This is a genomic window from Streptomyces sp. TRM68416 (genome assembly GCF_014596915.1).
GTDB lineage: Bacteria > Actinomycetota > Actinomycetes > Streptomycetales > Streptomycetaceae > Streptomyces.
Genome location: NZ_JACVWU010000001.1, coordinates 183,699 through 201,738, shown reverse-complemented (window position 1 = coordinate 201,738; position 18,040 = coordinate 183,699). Strand labels below are relative to the sequence as shown.

Sequence of the window (18,040 nt, the reverse complement as noted above, 5' to 3'; positions counted from 1 at the left end):
CACTACTCCTCGTGAGGGCGGTGGTATCTGAACTCGGGGAGGGGGCCGGAGCTCGGGGGAATCAGAGCCCTCGACTGCGGAGGAACCTCCGCTCGTACGACCTGGTGGCGAGGCGGCACGCAGGTGCGCGGTGTGAAAACCCACATGCCTTTCGACAAGGTGACCCCGAGGACCCGTTCCTTGTCCCGCAGCCAGGGATATCTGTTCTGCAACTCGACATAGTTGTCGTTGGTGACGACGGTCCCGCCGGTGTCCTCCGCGATCGCTGTGACAAGAGCGTCGCCCTTGCCCTCGGTTCCAGCTGGAGGCTGGATGAGGTCCCCTTTGCTGAGCGCCGAGTCCACTGCTGCGCGTTCTTCCTCCACGACCTTGTGTCTGAAAGTGGCGTCGACGACAACGTGGAGTACGGCGTCGGGATACCGCGATGTCAGGGCGTCACGGGCGGACAGCAGTTGGGCGAAGGACGGCCGGTCGTCGCTGTCGTACACACCAGGTCGCCGCGGTGACCTGCCGATCCACGCCAGGTTGGAGCCGTCCACCACGAGCACTGCGGGTGCTGAACCCGTGGCTTGCTTCCGGGGCTGCGCCGCCAGCGGCCTGGTGACCGTGTTGCCTGCGAGCAGATCACCGAGTTCCTTGCGCACTGCCGGCGTCGGACCACCAGAACTGAAACTCTTGATCTCCTCGTTCAGCACCTCCTCGCCGGTGCGTTCAAGGGTCGCCTTGACATGCAGGAGCCCGTTCGTGTCGTACGTGTACTCCAGCAGGAAGCGGGAGTCCTCACGAGCACGGGGGTCCTGATAGGTGAGCGGGAGGTCTGTCAGCTTCACGTTGTCGGGGTGGTCCAGGGGCCGGTCCGGGTCACCCTCCCAGATCTCCACGGTGAGACTGCGTGCGTTGTCCTCGCGTGGCGTGTAGCTCTTGCGCTCCTTCCACGGCAGTGGCGAGTTGCGCGGAATGATCTCACTGAACTTCTTCTGTCCGGCGTCATCCTTGACGACTGTGCCCAAGGCATGGCTCGTCGCCACCTGGATCACGCCGTCAACCTCCCCCGACAGCACTGCCGCCGCGATGGAAGCGCCGCGGGCGACCGCCGTCATGGGATCGCAGAGATCGACCTCGACGGGCTGCTGCTGCATGACCTCGGCGACCGCCGCCCGGACGCTCGGGATCTGGCTCGTACCGCCGATCATCAGCACCGCGTCCACGTCCAGAGGCGCCATGTGCAGGTCGGTGAGACACTGCTGGAGCGGTGCGAGAGCGCGGTCCACGAGGTCGGTGATGGCGTCCTCCAGCTCCTCCTGCCACACTTCGACGGTGTCGCCGTCCGGAGTCATGATGGTGACGGAGTCCTCGGAGGACAGACGGATCTTGCTGCGCTCCACGTCCAGCTTGAACTGTCGCTCCTGCGCGGGCGTCCACGCCGATCGTGCCGGAGCCCGTTCGAGGACGAGGTCACGCAGACGGCGGTCGATCTCCAGACCGCCCAGCTCGGTCACACCCCGTGACGCAAGCTCCTCGAAGAACCCGTCCTGGTAATCGAGCACGGTGACGTCGATCGTTCCGCCGCCCCAGTCGAAGACCAGGATGGTGGGGTCCTTCTTCAGCTCATGCAGGTCATTTCGTAGATCGTGCGCGTACGAGATCGCGGCTGCCGTCGGCTCGTTGAGCAGCGCCAGGACACTGATGCCCGCGAACTGCGCGGCGGCGCGGGTGCGATAGCGCGCGGCTCCCGTAGCGTTCGCGGGGACGGTGATCACGGCCTGGTCGATGGCGGTGAGGTTGTGCTCCGCGCCCTTCCGCATGGCCTGGAAAACACCGGCGGCCACCGCCGTGGCCGCGAATCTGCGGTCCTGGATCGTGACGTACTCGTCGCTCTTGAGGAGTCGCTTGCAGGCCTCGGCCGCCTCTTCGGAGCGGAGCTTGGCCTCCCAGCCGAACAACGCTCCCCGGCGCAGCGAACTCATGCCCACCACCGACGGGAAGAGGTATTCGAAGCCGGGATGGCGCCAGTCGGCGTCGATGTGGTGGGCGTCCAGCAGCAGTACGTCAGCCTCATTGCCCAGCCACTGGGCCACCACGGAGTTGGTGGTCCCGAAGTCGATCCCGGTGGCGGTCACATGCCCTCCCCGTTCGTCGCCTCGTCCCCGGCAGAGTGGTTTCCTCCGTCTGACCCGGGCAGGCGACGCAGCTGTCCGGAGAGCACCAGCTTGCCGGTGGCCTGGTCGACGTAGGCCGGACGCAACACCTCGAACGCCTCACCGTCGCCTTCCACCACCACGAAGAGCTCGCGTTCGCCGTCTGGCGCGTCCACGCACCGCACGCCCTGGTCCAGCAAGGCGGTACGGATGCCCTTCCGAAGTGAACTGGCACTCTGGTTGGGCGCGCCGGCGAGCAGGTCGACCTCGACCATCCGGGCCACGTACTCCTCCCGCGAGCGAAATGCCTCCAGAACGGCCTGGCGCAAGGCAGCCGTAACAGCGGCTTGAGTGGGTCGCCCCTCTTCTGGAAGAGCATTCAGAAGGTCGGTCGCCCGCTCGGTGAAACGGGAGAGGAGCATGGGAGGGCTGAGCAGTTCCTCGGGGCGGTAGGTGCGCGGGGAGTCCTTGGGGACGTCGGCCGCCGCCCGCCGCTTCTCCCGACGATGTTTGAGACCGTTGTTCCCCTTGGGGGTGACCCGCTTGGGGGCCGCCGTGGTCTTCCGCTGGCTGCGGGGCACCTTTTTCACTGTGTGTGCATCCTTGCGTTGCGATCGGGGCGCCGGGGCGCGTTGAGCAGGTGGGGCAGCAGATCCGCCACCGCCCGCTGCCGTACGAGCGCCAGACTGGCGGGGGAGCGAGGCGTCGTTCGTCTGGTCAGCGGGGCCAAGGGCGGGACCAGCGTGACGGGCACCTCGTTCGGAAGCTCGAACACGTCCAGATCGAGCGGTAGCACGAAGAAGCCGGACCAGTCCTCGTCTCGCTCGGCGTCTCTGATGCGTTTCATCGCGCTGTTGAGCCGCGCACTCATGTCCACGTCGTGCACATGCTCCCGGCGGAGGTCCCGGTACCGGGTCTCCCAGCTCGGCGCGCCGTGCGGCAGTCCGAGATCCAGATAGGGGTTGGACGCTGCCGGTCTGCCATTACGGGGAACCGCCCGACGCTGCTCGACCATGCGGAGGTTGGACTCGGCCAGCTCGTGCGATCCGCTGATCCCCTTCAGGACGACGGCCGCCGCGTTCAGTTCCTCCCGGAGCAACAGCGTGTACGCATGGAAGTTGAGGGCCTCTGCTCGGTAGGCCGGGGCAGCGGTCTCGAACGACACCAACTTGTCTATCTGGGACGACGCACGGGTGAGGTCGTTTAGGCACAGCAGGTCGTAGGCCTGACGCAGGGCCATGAGCGCATGCAGGGGCGAACGCGACGGATTGACGGCTGCCTTGGGCTCCCACAGAGAGAATATGAGTCGCCACAACCCCTTGTCTTCCCAAAGGTCACGGTCCCAGTTGCCGACATCGACCCCGTCCAGGAGCCGGCGCAGCCGGAGCACCAGATCGCGGGGCAGCATCCCTTCGAGTTCCTTCACCACCGAGGCGTCACCGTCGGCAACTCGCTCCAAGAGGTCGTAGATGTCGCCGACGGAGGGCAGGGGCTCGCCTCCAGCGAGGAACGCGCGTCGTCGCTGCGGGGCCGTCCACTCCAGTGCAGCTGCCTGCTCGGTGGTCACCTGCTCGGGTACCAACCGGGCTATGAGGTACGCGTGCTCCGTCTCCTCGGCCCGGTACTGCCAGGGCTGGTGCTCGGGGCCGACCACCCCGGCGTCGATGAGGTCGTCGAGGATGCTCAGCGGTACCCAGGGAAGCACACGCGGCAGCATCCGAGGGGGGAAGACGGCCGTACCATCCGTCGCGAACGCACCGAGGAGGGCGAAAGCACCGTAGGGGTCCTCGCTCCCAGAGACGGCGAGCGTGTCGCCCTCTGCCAGGGCGGCGAGCCGTTGCTCCCCGACCTCGGACAGCCACAGGAAGCCGCCCGCGTGGATCGCCGTGAGCGTCACGGCGATCGTGGCTGGGTCTGCCCGTTCGAGGACGGTCCGCACAGCAGGCAGTAGCCGGTCGTCCGGTTCGTTGCGCAGGGCGTCGGCCAGGGCGTCGTGCGTCGCGTCCTGTGCGAGGGAGGCGAGCTGCTGGAGCAGAGCGAGAGCCTGCAGTACCGCCTCGGCACCGAAGACTCCCACCTTCCGCCACCTGCGTACGGTGAACCCGTCGACCCCCGCGTCCGTGCTCTGGGCGTCCCGGCGCTCCCTGAGCGCCCTCAGCCGCTCCCGCTCCCGTGCGACCGCCGCGGCCCGCGGTCCCGACACCGGCTGCCCCGGCCCGCCGGCCGGCGGCGGACTCGTCACTCTCCGGCTCTTTCGTGGCGGGGGCCGTGGCCCGGGGGTGGCGTGAGCGTGGACGTGTAGGTTTCGCCGTCCACGAGGGGGTTCTCCATGGTGAGTCCGGCCGTGGCCATGCGGTCGTACTCGGCGAGGACCAGGCGCTTGGTGCGGTACTCGCCGTACTTGGCGATCTCGTTGTTCTTGAGGCCACCGTTCTCGGTCTGGAAGGACTCCAGGATGTAGTCGGCGTCCTCTCGGCTCACCCCGTACAGGCGGAGGAAGTACGCGTCCAGTTCGGCGCGGAGCTGGGCTCGGCGGTCCTCGTTCCAGGTGAAGGGGGCGCCGGTGTCGCCGAGGTCCTTGGCGAGGGGCTCCATGTCCCAGGCGGTGTAGACGAGTTCGAGTGTGCGGGGCGTGAGGAATGGTGTGTGGTGGGCGAGGTCGTCAGGGTGGGGGACAGGGAGTTGCTTCCAGGTCATGAGGGCCATGTGGATGCCCCCGACCTTTTGGCGGGCGACGAAGTCGAAGACCAGGGAGCTTTGTGCGGCGACCATGGCGGCTACCAGCTCCACGGGGACTTCTGGGAACATGAGCGGGAAGGTGTGGCCCACGGCGACCTTCGGTAGAAACGCCGGGATCGCGGTCCGTTCATCCGTCGTCCGGGCGACATCACGCCAACCCAGCAGCCAGTCTCTCTCCCATTCCAGCTCCTGCAGGCGGAGGTCGACGCCCGCGATCGCGACCTCCTTGCCCTTGCGTACCGTCGGAATGCGGCCGCTCTCCTTGATCCACTGGCGCGGCAGCGTCACGCCGTGAGCGTCCTTCTTGTCTTCCAGCGGAACGCGCTCGTAGTCGTCGTTGCCGAGGTCGTAGTAGCGGTTCCATCGGTGGTCGAAGATGTGAGCCATCTTGCCTTCGTAGAGCGGCAGCATCCGCTCCCCGTCCCGTACGAAGACGTTCCCCTCAAGCTCCCATCCTGCGGCTTCCAGCCTTCCGTGGTCATGGAACAGGTCGGAGTCATCAGTCACGTTGAAGAAGTTCTTGAAGGTGATGTTCCACGGATCACCACCCACGCGTCCCTCTGTGACAAGGACCGGGACCCGCCGCTGAATGGCAACCGTAAGGTCGGCATCCTTCCGCCTCCGGAACACCGGCAGCGTCCCCGTATTCGGGTTGATCAGTGCGATCTCCTCGGGGGACAGCGCGAACACGGCCTGCCCGTCGGCGAGTTCATCGGGATGACCGAGGAAGAACGCAAACTGTGCGGCGGGCTCCGTCAGGTCGCGCCCAACGAGGGAGATCAGCGAGAACGAGTAGCGGGAGTCCACTGCCGGGAACAGCTTCTCCCGCCTGCCGTTCTCGAAGTCGTACAGGTGCTTCACCGCGCCGCGCTGTGTCAGGTCCTGGAACAGGAACTGTGCTCCCGCACCCGTGGCGATCTGCGTCGGTACGACCGTGCCGCATCGCCCCTCTGGCGCCGTGATGGACACGAACCGCTCGGTGAACAGTTGGTCGGTTTGGAGGGAGTTGACGCCCTTGATGGACAGTCCCTTACGCAGGTGCGGATAAGCTCCCGAAGACCCCAGGAACAGGAACGACGACTTCACCCTCCGCCGAGCCGCCTGATACCGTGCCCCGTCCTCGGGATGCTCGGAAGCCCACTTCGCGATTGCCGTACGCCGAGCCGTGCCCGAGATCTCCGCCAGCGACGGCTCGACCACACTGAAGTACTTCTTGTCCTCGAAGTCGACCTTGTCCCATGGCGGATTCCCCAACACACAATCGAACCCCCCGGCCCACCCGGTAACCGGATCAACCCCCACCGCCGCCGACGGATGGTCAGGCACGCTGAACACATCCGGAAACTCCAGATGCCAGTGGAAGAACCGGTACTCCCGGCTGAGCCGCACGATCTCCTGGTGGGTCTCCTGCAGCGCCCCCTCGCTTTCGGCACTCTGCAGCGACAGGAAGACGCGCTGTGTCACCGGCGCGGGCGCGTCCTCCGTTTTCTCCCACATGAACGCGGCACACCACGCATCCGCGATGTGCAGGGCGTTGAGGTACGCGGGGGACTCCTGCCACGTCCTGTACCGCTCGGCGAGCGCCCGCACCCGGCCCAGCTTCGCCGTGGGGTCCTCGTCCTTCTCCACGACGTCACGCAACTCGGCCGCGAACGTGTCGTTGGTGACGCTCACCTGGTCGTCGAGGGCCGCGTCCAGCGTGTAGACGCCCTCGTGCTCCAGCTTGTTGCGCTTGAGCCAGTCGTTGGCCACCGACTTGTCGTCACCCTCGACGACCTTGAACGCCTGCTCCGGAATTCCGCCCCGAAGCAGTGCGGGCGTGGCCCCGATTAGACCGTTGCCCAGCTTCACATGGGCGTCCAGGAAGCCCAGTGCCTTCCCCGGCTCCAGCGCCTCCATCCACAGCGACACCTTGGCCAGCTCGACAGCCATCGGGTTCAGGTCCACCCCGTACACGCAGCGGGCGATGACCTCGTGCAGCGCGTGCCGGACCTTCTCCGGCGGGGGCTCAGGTGTGCGCTCCCGTACCGCGGCCACCCGCTTGGCGATACGACGTGCGGCGGCCACCAGGAAGTGGCCGGAACCGCAGGCCGGGTCGCACACGGTCAGCGACAGCAGCTCGGAGACGATGTCTTCCCGGGCGTCGGACCGTCCCGCCTCGGCAGCCGCCCGCTCACCGCGCCGCTGCGCCTCGTCGATCACCGGGTCGAGCGTGGAATCGAGCAGCACGTCGACCAGGGAGCTCGGGGTGTAGTACGAACCGGTCTTCTTGCGTTCGTTGCCCGCGCGGATCGCGAGCTCGAAGGTGCGGTCCGTCGCGCTGTACTCGGGGACGAGGGCGAGCAGCGACTCGTAGATGGCACCGAGTTCCTCGGCGTCCAGGGTGCGGTAGTCGACGGTCCGCCAGCGCTTGGCCTCGGTGTCGCGGACGACCGCGAGGTGCCGTATGGCGGCCATGAGGTGCTCGTTCGAGAGGGTGAGGCCGCGCAGTGGCTCGTCGGCCTCCGTGGCGTCGAAGAGGCCGCCGAGTCCGGGCAGGCCCAGCTCCGGCCGGCCGGCCTCGTCGCCCAGGGCGGACAGGACCAGGCGGAGGGCCTCCCAGCGGTCCGCGTGCGAGGTGCCTCGGCGGCGGCGGGACTGTTCGCGGAGCCGGGCCGTCGAGAAGTACTTGGCGTATCGGTCGCGTGCCTCCGGGGTCGCGGTCGGCGGGTGGAGGGCGTCGCGGTCCTCGGCGACGAAGACGAACAGCAGGCGGTAGACCAGGCGGAGCAGCGCCGCGTGGTAGGTGTGGCGGTCGAAGTTCTCGCGGAGGGCCGTGTTGGCGGGGTGCCGGAGGAAGCCCGTGCCCAGCTCCCTGATCGCGAGGCGTACGCCCTCCCCGATGTCGTCGAGGAAGCGGGCGCCCAGGCGCAGCGCGGCGTCCCGCCACACCTCCAGCCAGCACGTCCACTGGGTGCCGCCGTCACGGGCCTCGAACCGAGAGGCGTGCAGCAGCCGGTACATGATCACGAACTCGCTGAACAGCTCACCGTCGAAGATCGCTTCCAGATCGAACTCGACGTACGAGGCCGTGGCCAGCGCGTTGGAGTCGCGCAGCAGCCGCAGCTGGCGGCCGTTGGTGAGCAGGGCCCACAGGTGGGCGTCGGTGCGGTTGAGGGCCTCCTGAAGCAGGGACTGCGGGGCGGGGGAGCCGGCGCCCTGGTGCTTGTTGAGCGAGGCGTTCCACGCGGTGACGTGGACGAGGGTGTCGTCGCGGCGGTGGCTGACGGGGAACGTCTTCGTGCCGTCGTCCGCCGCGATGCCCGCCGCGCCGACCGCGGTGAGGTGACCGAAGCCGAGCGCCTCGAACAGCGGCTCCACCCAGTTGGCCTGGGCGTAGCCGGTGCTGTCGGGCGGCACGGACGCCTCAGGGGCGGCGGGCAGTTTCTCGCGCAGCTCGCGCCAGAGCGACTTGAGGTTGTCCCAGTGCCGCTCTGCCTCGTCCCGCACGGAACGGGAACCGGGGATGCGGTAGTCGGCGGGGGCGAGGCCCTTGAGGTCCTTGGTGACCTTGCCCTCGGAGATCCGTACCAGCATGTCGGCCGGCAGCAGCCCCCCCACCGTGTGGACGGCGGTGAACACCTGGTTGCGAGTGGTGGCGGACATCAGGCGGACACTCCGGCAGGGACGGAAGCGGTAGCGGGCAGGTAGACGTAGGCGCCCAGGATGTCGGCCGGCTTCTGGGCCGTCACCGACAGACCGCGGACGATCTCGCCGGACGCGGCCCGCACCCGGCGGTGGGCCGCGTCCAGCTCGGCCGCCAGCTCGTCGCCGTACGTCTCCAAGTGGTCGTTCACATCCGGAAGCTGGTCCAGGATTCGCGTCATCGTCCGCTCCCCGAAGTGCGGGTCAGTGTTCCCCGACGCCGTCGCGTCCAGCAGGCCCACCGCCCGCTCCGGCGGCAGCCACACCGCACTCCGCGGCGCCCCCTCGAAGGCCAGCAGCCGCGCGTCCTCCGCCACCAACTGCCGCTCACCACTCCGCGACGGCAGCGTGAGGTGGAAGCGGTACCGGACCAACAGCAACGTCGTCCTCGTAGTCACCGCGTCCGTCGTAATGACACCGCAGCGACGCGCCGGGCGCGCACCCTCCGCCTGCGTATCCAGCGCGGCGTTGAGCACATGGGACGCCAGCGCGCCCACCACCGGGTCCGTACGGACCAGGGCTGCCTCGCCCCGCGCCACCGCCGGATCGCTGCGGAACGGGATCTCCCGGTCCTTCTCGACGACCTCCGCGCCCACCACCGGCGCGAGCGCGTCCCGCAGGCCCGCCGGTGTGCCGCCCACCTGGGCCGTGAAGTCCCCGGACTCGCCGTCGGCGCCGCGCAGCACCGCGTTCAGGGCGCCCAGCGACTCCCGTACGAACGTCCTGATCTCGCCCGCTCCGCCCAGCGCCTCCCGGATCGAGGTGACCTCCCGGGCCACCTCCTCCGGGTGGATCGAGCGCTGCGCGAAACGGGAACGGGACGCCCGCTCGCGCTCCGCCGCCGAGTTCCAGTCGCTGTCCAGCTTCTCGGTGCTCACCCTGAACGCGTCCGCGCTGAAGAGGGCGTCCTCGTTCTCCCGGCCGCGCATCAGCAGCCACTCCACGATGGCGTCCGTCACGCCCGTCGACAGTTCGTCGGGGACGGAGACCGAGATGCCGAGGTCCTTCTTGATCTGGCGGTGCTTCTTGATCAGCACCTCCAGGACCTTGCCGTCGATGCCGTTGTCGTCGCCGTAGAGGGTGATGACGCGGACCTCGTCGCGGCGCTGGCCGTAGCGGTCGACGCGGCCCTCGCGCTGGTCGTGGCGGGTGGGGTTCCAGGCGAGGTCGTAGTGGACGACGGCGTCGAAGTAGTGCTGGAGGTTGACGCCCTCCGACAGGCAGTCCGTCGCGATCAGGACCCGGCGGGCCGCCGCGTCCTCGCCGGCCTCCGTGGCCAACTCCTCGATGCGCTCGATGCGTTGCTGCGGGGACAGTTCGCCCGTCACCGCCTTCACCACCGTCTTCGCGCCCAGCGGGCCGCGTTTCTTCGTCTCCGGGTCGTTCGCCAGATGCTCGGCCAGGTACTTCGCCGTCGGGATGTAGCGGCAGAAGACGATCGGGTTGTAGCCGTCCGCCAGCAGCGCCTTGAGGTGCTTGATCAGCGCCTTCAGCTTGAGGTCCTTCTCCGGGTCCTCCAACTGCGAGGCCAGCTCCGCGAGTTCGGCCAGCGGGGAGCCCGCCGTCGTCTCCGCCCCCGGCGCCACGTCCATGCCCTCCATGGCGTCGCTGTCCGCCGCGTCGCTGTTCAGCGGGGCGCCCAGCTTGTCGGCCTCCTCCGCCGAAGCCGCGATGGCCGCCGCCGAGCGCGTCGTCAGGGTCTGGGCAGCCGCCCTCGGCGACGACACCAGCGAACGCAGCAGCGCGATCGCCGACCACCAGGCGATACGGGCCTCCCGCCTGCCCTGGCTGCCGGCCTCCTCGACCCGCTCACTCGCGTACGCGATCGCGTCGTCCAGCAGGGCCCGGTACTCGGGGGACAGCTTGTACGTCTCGTCCTTGAAGAAGCGGTCCGAAGGGAAGGCTGTGCGCTCGGCGAGGGAGTCGTCCGCCAGGCCGTCCTCCTTCGTCAGGTACTGGCGTACGTCCGCCCGCTTGCGGGCCACGAAGTGCTGGGCGAGCAGCTTCCTGCCCGCCTCCGACTCCAGGTTCACGTGCGCCAACTCCGGCTTGACCAGCCCGAGCAGGTTCCGGAACGCCGACTCCTTGCCGCTGTGCGGGGTCGCCGTGACCAGCAGCAGATGCCGTTCCGCGTCCTCCGCCACCCGGCGCAGCAGCTCGTACCGCAGCTGGCTCTGCGCGCTCGTCGACGTGTCGTCGGCCGCCACGCAGGTGTGCGCCTCGTCGACGATCACCAGGTCGGGGCAGTGGCGCACGAAGTCGTCGCGGTGGCGCGGGGACTTGATGAAGTCCGTCGAGACGATCACGTTCGGGTACTTGTCGAAGAGCGACTGGCCGAGGTCCAGGCCGCGCTCCAGCCGTGACACCGTCGACGCCAGCACCAGCTCCGCGTCGATGCCGAACTTGCCGCGCAGCTCCTGCTGCCACTGCTCGGCCAGGGCCGGGGAGCAGAGCACCGCCAGGCCGCTCGCCTCGCCCTGCGCCAGCATCTCGCTCGCGATCAGGCCTGCCTCGATCGTCTTGCCGATACCGACGTCGTCCGAGATCAGCATGCGGACCGTCCTCTGGCGCAGCGCCATCAGCAGCGGTACGAGCTGGTACGCGCGCGGCTCCACCGCGATCCCGGCAAGGGAGCGGAACGGGCCCGCCCCGGAGCGGAAGCCGACCCGCAGCGCCGTACGCAACAGCCCTGCCGCCCGCTGGTCGCCGAGGTCCGTCGGCTCCGGCGGCGCGAAACGGGCCTCCTCCACCGGCTCGAACGGGAACACCGCCGCGATGTCGTCGTCCGAGCCACCCAGCGGGCGCAGGACGAGCAGGTCGGGCTCGCTCTCGGGGAGCACCACCCACTCGCGGCCACGGGCCTTCACCAGGGATCCGGCGGAGAACGTGAATGCCATATCGATCGTCAAATCCTCTTCGTCCGGCCGGTGCGTCAGTTGGTCTTGGCGGGAGAGCCGAAGTAGCGGGAATGGGCGGCGGCGATGGCAGCCCAGTCGGCGCCGTGCGGGAAGCGGACCACGTCCCAGGTGGCGTCGAACAGCCGCTCCTCCGCGTCGGCGTCACGCAGCGCGTTCTCCTCCGCGCCGGAGGGGCCGTCGACGAACACGGCGACGTTGGCGCCCGGCAGCCGGTACACGAAGTCCGGTGCCGCGTTCGCCTCCGTCAGGAAGACGTCCTTCTCGTCCGGGAGGCGCAGCCCGCATGCCTTCACCCAGCTCAGGAAGTCGCCCTGCGCGGCGAGTTCGGACGCCGTCGCCTCAACCGGCGTGGGATCGGCGGGGGTTTCGGCCACCAGTCGCCGGAACTGCTCCGAGCGGGATTCGCCCCGCGCCTCACGGCTCGCCGCCGCCGACGCGAACCGCACCAGTAGGCCCGCCACCGTGTGCCGGTTGATCTGGGCGTGGTCGAGCTGGTTGCCGTACGTGAGGAGGCAGTCGTAGCAGCCGAGCGCGCAGGCGCGTCCCGGGCGGTGTGCCTCGCCGCCCTCGTCCTTGCCGTCCGCGGAGAAGTGGCAGATCTCCAGGGCGCGGCGGGCCGCCTTGGCGAGGGCGTCGTCCTCCGCCTGGAGGCGGCGCAGTACGCCGGCGCCGCCCTCCGCGGCCTCCATGAACAGGATGCGGCGCCTCGGGCCCTCGTCCGGCGGCAGCAGCTCGCTGGACAGTTCGGCGTCCTCCAGCTCGAACTCCGCCTCGATGCCCCGCTCCAGGGCGTACATCAGCGTGAGCGCGACCGGCTCGGGCAGCGCCTCGTCGAGGGTGACGACGAGGATGTTGCGGCGGTCCTCCACGAACGGGATGACCCGCTTCTTGCGGCGCCGCTCGTTACCGTCCGCGTCCACGATCGGCAGCTCGCTGGAGTCGCCGGACGCCTCGGACGCGTCCTTGTCGTTCATCCAGCGGCCGTCGGCCAGGTCCAGCCAGTAGCCCGGCGGCTCGTCCGTACGGGCGCGTACCCGGCCGGTGTTGGTGATGCGGACGGTCGCGGAGTCGCCGTACGCGATCTGCGCGAGCTGTCCCGCCGCGTCGGCGACCGTGGCGTTCAGGCGGCCCTTGCGGACACCGTGGTCGTGGAAGCGGTACGACGTCTCCAGCCGGAAACCGGCCCGGCGCCGCTCCTCCTCGTCCGAGGAGATCCGCTCCCGGCGCGTGGTGTACACGGTGTGCAGGTGGAGGAGGCCATACGTCGCCGCGCCCAGCGTCTCGTCGCAGAAACCGCAGCGGTCCTCGCGCTCCTTGGGCTCGTGGTGGTAGCCGCAGTTCGCGCAGCGGCGCGCCTCGCCCGTGGTCAGCTCGCCGGACGAGTCCGGGGGCAGCTGGATGCGGGTCACCTGGTAGCGGGCGCCCTCGTGGTAGATCAGCGAACCGGGGCCGAACTCGCGGATGGCGAGGAAACGGGGGCGCTGGAGGTAGTCGCCGTCTCCGCGGCGGCGGCCGATCGTCGGGATGTACGCGGCCAGCGGCAGGCGCGGGAAGCTGTAGCCGGGCAGGAAGCCCTCGGAGGCCAGGTAGCGGTACGGGTTGAAGTCGGAGAGGACCGACTTGCTGTCGACGCTCTCGTTCATCAGCAGGTTGAGCTGGGTCTCCGCCTCGCGGCGGCGCGCGTTGGCCCGGTTGCGGTCGCCCTCGGTGAGGCTGTAGTCCAGGCGCCGCTTGTTCTGGACGTACTGGTCGTCGAGCGCGGCGCGGAACAGGCTGCGCCAGCGGTCGAAGGCGCGGTCGAAGCGCTCGGCGACGGTGCGGACCTTGTCGTCGATCCAGTCGTCGTGCCACCACGTGGTCTCGGTGAAGTCCCTGAACAGCGGGCCGAGGACCCGCAGGGCCGCGGCGACCGTGCGCCGCTGGGCGCCGTCGTCGTGGGCCGCGTCCCTGATGTCGGGCAGCAGGTGCAGGGCGGGGTTCGGGCGGTCGCCCGTGTCCGGGTACGACACGTCGAGCACCTCGGGCAGGGAGCGGCCCAGGCGCAGGCCGGCCTCGGCGATCCAGATGCCCTGGAGGTGGGAGAGAACCAGGTCCTCGTTGGCGAGGTCCAGGCGGGGCGGGGCGACCGCGCCCGCCACCATGCGCTCGGAGCGGCGGAAGTAGTACTGGTCGTGGCTGTTGCCGGTCGCGCAGTACGTCGTCACCAGGGCAGGCTGACCGCTGCGGCCCGCGCGGCCCGAACGCTGGGCGTAATTGGCGGGCGTGGGCGGCACGTTGCGCATCATCACCGCGTTGAGCGAGGAGATGTCGACGCCCAGCTCCATGGTGGGGGAGCAGTACAGCAGCTTCAACTCGGCCTTGCGGAAGGCCTCTTCACGTGCCTCACGGTCCTCCGGGGACACCTGCGCGGTGTGCTCGCGGGCGTACAGGCCGGACAGGGCGTCGGCGGTCTCCCGGTACAGCTTGAGGAAGAACGTGTTGATGCGCGGGCCGTCGCCGCTCTGGTAGGTGCGGGTCAGCGGGTCGTGCGCGCCCGACTCGCCCTTGCCGGCGCGCCACACCAGCGACTGGGCGGCCACCCGGTACCCGGTCGTGGTGACGGACGACGTCCGGCGGAAGCGGCCGGCCCGCTGCGGCGCCGCCTCCACCTCCTTCACCAGGCCCGCCTTGGTCAGCACCTTCAGCAGCTCCGTGATGATTAGCTGGAGGTCGTCCTGGTCGAGGTCCCGGAAGGTGCGGTCGGCGCGCCTGAGGTACTTGCCGTACTTGCCGCGCGCGGACAGGAACAGGCCGGCGCGGTCCATGCCCGGACGGGAGGGGTGCGGGTAGGCGGTGCCGACGCGGGGCTTGTCGGCGGCGGACAGGATCCACGGGTCCACGAGCCGCTCCTCGCTCGCCCGCTGGAGGGATTCGAAGGTGTCGTCGCGGAAGTACGACACGTCGATGGCAAGCGAGCGGCGCATCTCGTCCAGCAGCGCCCTCATCACCTCGGCCCGCAGTGCCGGGTCGGCGTCCCGCAGCGCCTGGTGGGTGCCCTCCCAGCGGTCCTGCTTGGCGGCGATCCAGTCCAGGTCCTCGTAGTCGATCTCCAGCAGGCCGGTCTGCTCCAGGTTGGGCATGGTGATGCGCCAGCCGCGCTCCAGGTCGAGGTAGAGCCGGAAGGCGATCACGTCCCGCAGGGTGCGGGCGGCGTTGCGGGCCAGGGACGGGGGCAGGTCGGACTCGCCGGTGTAGTCGACGGGGGAGACGGCGAGCGCGTTGGTCACGGCGGAGGCCAGCTCCTCGTGGTGCAGGCCGTCCTCACCGACGTCCAGGGCCGCCCGGTACAGGGCGCCGCGCAACTGGGTGATCTGCACGAAGTCGTTGAAGTGGCCCGCCTGGAGGGAGGCGTCCTGCCGGTTGTCGACGAACGTGAGGAGCTTGCGCGCCTCCTTGTCCAGGGCCTCCTCCGGCACCGACTTCAGCGAGCGCACGATCGACGCCGAGACCAGGGAGGTCGCCGACGAACGGCCCTCCTGGTCCAGCGTGGCCAGCTTGGCGAAGTCCCGGCCGCGCGTCTGCTCGTACGCCACGCCACAGTGCAGACAGAAGAGGAAGGGAGAGGGGATGAACGCGGCCTTCAGCCCGCCGCCCTGGCCGCCCCGGCCTTCTCGGCCGAACGGGTCGACGGTGACGGACTTCGGGACGCGGTCGCGGTACGCGCGCTTGACGACCTCCTGTCCCTTGTCGTCCAACTCCAGCCAGGACTCGGGCAGTCGGCGGTCGTCGACGGCGTACTGGACGTTGGACGGCCACTCGCGCTCATGGTCCACGTACAGATAGCCGTCGCCCTGCCTGCCGCCGGTCGCCGAGGTGTCACGGCGGGCCTCGTAGCGCACCTCGCCGTCCTTCTCGGTGCGCCACACCGTCAGGTACTCCTGGCCGCACTCCCGGCAGAAGGCGAGCGGCATCAGCAACTTGCCGCCGCTGCCCGGCTGTTCGAGCTGGTAGGAACGGGTGAGGTGGCGGGAGGACTTGTTCTCCAGGGTGACGTAGACCGTGTCGCCCTTGGAGAGGAACTGGTGCAGGCGGAACGCGAAGAGCGGCCGTTCGTTGCGCGGGTTGAGTGCCTGGGAGCCGGCCTCCAGGGTGGCGCGGATCGCCTCCGCGCACAGCTCCTCCGCGACGCCCGACGTCTCGTGCAACTTGCGTGCCGCGACCTCGATCTGCGTCGGAGGCCGGCGTACGAGGCGGCCCGTGGCGTCGTCCTCGACGAGGCCGAAGCGGTCCTCGATCCAGCGGGCCAGGGGGTCCTGTGCCAGGTCGTCGTAGGCGCGCGGGGCGGGTGAGGTGAGGCGCTCGGCGGGTACGGTGGCGGGCGCCTCGCCGGTCGCCCGGACCAGGGTCTCGCCGATGACGTGCTCGGGCCGGACCGTCGTACCGAACAGTGTGCTCGCCACTCCGGCGACCACCTGCCGCTGGTCCTCCAGCGTGCCCTCCGTGGACATGGTGGCCGAGGTGCCGATGCACTGGAGGTCCTCCGCCTGGCAGGCCTCGCGGACCCGGCGGATCAGCAGGGCCACGTCGGCGCCCTGACGGCCGCGGTAGGTGTGGAGTTCGTCGAAGACGAGGAACTCCAGGCCCCGCGCCATCTTGATGAGGCTCGCCCGGTCGGCCGGGCGGGTCAGCATCAGCTCCAGCATCACGTAGTTGGTGAGCAGGATGTCCGGCGGGTTGTCGCGGATCTCCTTGCGCTTCGCGTCGTCCTCCTGGCCCGTGTAACGGGCGAAGGTGACCGGCTCACGGCCCGCGCCGTAGCCGTCGCGCAGGTACTTCTCCAGTTCGCGCAGCTGGCTGTTGGCGAGCGCGTTCATCGGATACACGATGATCGCCCGCACCCGCTTCGCGGCGTTCGGGCCCTCCTCGTCTCGCTGGCGCAGCACTTTGTCGACGATCGGGACGATGTAGGAGAGCGACTTGCCGGAGCCGGTGCCGGTCGTCAGGACGTACGACGCCCCGGAGGCGGCAGCGTCGATGGCGTCCCGCTGGTGCCGGTGAAGGAGCAGCGGCCGGCCGTCGCAGACGGTGCCGCCCTCGGTCTTCTTCGCCTGGAAGATACGGGCGCACTCGGGGTGCAGCACCTTCTGCTGGGCGAGCTCGACCACGGTGCCGCCGCCCTGGAAGAACGGGTTGAGCGACAGCCAGGGGTTCGGCCACTGAGACTTGTCGTCGAGGTCCTTCTCGACGTACGCCTTGATGCGTTCGTCGCGGATGACGGTGCCGCCCTCGGTGAAGGAGCGGTAGTCGCGGATCAGCGCCTGGTGGACGCCGAAGACGTCCATGCCGGCGCCGGAGCCGGTCACCAGGGCGGGCTGCTCAGGGGCGACGGGTGCCGGGGCCGGGGTGGCTTCGCGCAGGGGGAGCGTCGGGTCCTGTCCGCTCCAGGTGGGGACGAGGCTGGTGTCGTCCGACGGTACGGCGAGGGGGAGCAGGGCGTCCCGTACGGTCACGGCGTCTGCCGGGCGGTTCGCCGGGTCCTTGGCCAACAGGCGGTCGACGAGACGGGCGAGCTCGGCGGGGGTCTCGCTGCGGATCGCGCGGACCGGGCTGGGCTCCTGGTGGACGTGGCGCTCGGCGAGTTCGTACGCCGACTCGCTCGTGAACGGGGGGACGCCGACGAGCATCTCGTACAGCACGCAACCCAGGGCGTACAGGTCGGCGGCCTGGGTCACCTGCTTGGCTTGGCACTGCTCCGGCGCCATGTAGCGGGCCGTGCCCACGCTGACGCCCGTGCTGGTCAGGCGGGTCTGGTCCGGGTCGTCGACGATGCTGCCCATGCCGAAGTCGAGCACCTTGACGGTGCCGCCCTGCGTAAGCATGACGTTGGCGGGCTTCAGGTCCCGGTGGACCACGCCCTTCGCGTGCGCTGCGGCGAGGCCGGCGGCGATCTGCGCGCCGATGGCGGCGACCCACGGGATCGGGAGCTGCGGTTCCTCCTCGATGAGGTCGCGCAGCGACTCGCCGTCCAGCAACTCCATGGCGAGGTAGGGCAGATCGTCACGGTCCGAGGCGATGCCGCCCTCGATGAGCCGGGCGAGGTTGGGGTGGTGGTCCAGGTGCCGCATGATGCCCACTTCGCGGGCGAAGCGCTCCACGGCTTTGGTGTCGCCGCCGGTGTTGATCCGGCCCCCGGTGCGGCGGCGCAGGATCGTCTTCACGGCGACGGTGCGCTCCGGCGAGCCCTCGGGAGCGCGCAGGTCCTCGGCCTGGTGGACCTCCCCCATGTTGCCCCTGCCGATGACGCGCCCGATGCGGAATCTGCCGTCGACGAGCTCGTGGCTCACTGCCGCTCCTCTGCCTACTACTCGCGTTCTCGCGGTTTCGAACCGGAACGCGCCCCCTGATCTGCTGCCGCACGGCCCATCGTGTCAGAACGGACAGTGAGGCAGCCGTTACCGTACACGAATTGACTCAGACTTTATAGGCTTATGTTTGTTGACATCGTCAACGCGTCTTCTTCAGTCTCGTTGTGAGCGGAGTGGGGTGGCGTGCGAGTTCGAACCGCCGGTGACGCGACTGTGC

General features: G+C 69.4%; 6 protein-coding genes. All 6 read right to left on the bottom strand.

What is annotated here, in order from left to right; translation table 11 throughout:
• Positions 1-2 precede the first annotated feature (2 nt).
• From ICC28_RS00840 to ICC28_RS00815, 6 genes are read right to left on the bottom strand one after another with little or no spacing between them, the layout of a single operon-like run.
• Positions 3-2,120 carry an Hsp70 family protein gene (locus tag ICC28_RS00840; RefSeq protein WP_188286381.1) on the bottom strand — a complete coding sequence of 706 codons (2,118 nt, stop codon included), beginning with the start codon at positions 2,118-2,120 and terminating at the stop codon, positions 3-5.
• Positions 2,117-2,719, bottom strand: a complete 603-nt coding sequence (locus ICC28_RS00835) for a hypothetical protein (protein ID WP_188286380.1) — start codon at positions 2,717-2,719, stop codon at positions 2,117-2,119. The genes ICC28_RS00840 and ICC28_RS00835 overlap by 4 nt, the downstream gene beginning before the upstream one ends.
• Before the next feature lie 5 nt (positions 2,720-2,724).
• Positions 2,725-4,380: a hypothetical protein gene (locus tag ICC28_RS00830; RefSeq protein ID WP_188286379.1), complete on the bottom strand. Its 1,656-nt coding sequence runs from the start codon at positions 4,378-4,380 to the stop codon at positions 2,725-2,727.
• Entirely contained in the window at positions 4,377-8,522 is a 4,146-nt protein-coding gene (locus tag ICC28_RS00825) for an Eco57I restriction-modification methylase domain-containing protein (protein WP_188286378.1), read from the bottom strand. Before ICC28_RS00825 ends, ICC28_RS00830 begins: the two co-directional genes overlap by 4 nt.
• Entirely contained in the window at positions 8,522-11,458 is a 2,937-nt protein-coding gene (locus ICC28_RS00820) for a helicase-related protein (RefSeq protein ID WP_188286377.1), read from the bottom strand. The genes ICC28_RS00825 and ICC28_RS00820 overlap by 1 nt, the downstream gene beginning before the upstream one ends.
• Positions 11,459-11,493: 35 nt before the next feature.
• A complete protein-coding gene (locus ICC28_RS00815; RefSeq protein WP_188286376.1) occupies positions 11,494-17,802 on the bottom strand; it encodes a protein kinase domain-containing protein in 6,309 nt (2,102 codons plus the stop codon).
• Positions 17,803-18,040: the final 238 nt, after the last annotated feature.

Coding starts and splice junctions, on each gene's coding strand:
- ICC28_RS00825 (WP_188286378.1), bottom strand. CDS start 8,522: ATGTCCGCCACCACTCGCAACCAGGTGTTCACCGCCGTCCACACGGTG.
- ICC28_RS00820 (WP_188286377.1), bottom strand. CDS start 11,458: ATGGCATTCACGTTCTCCGCCGGATCCCTGGTGAAGGCCCGTGGCCGC.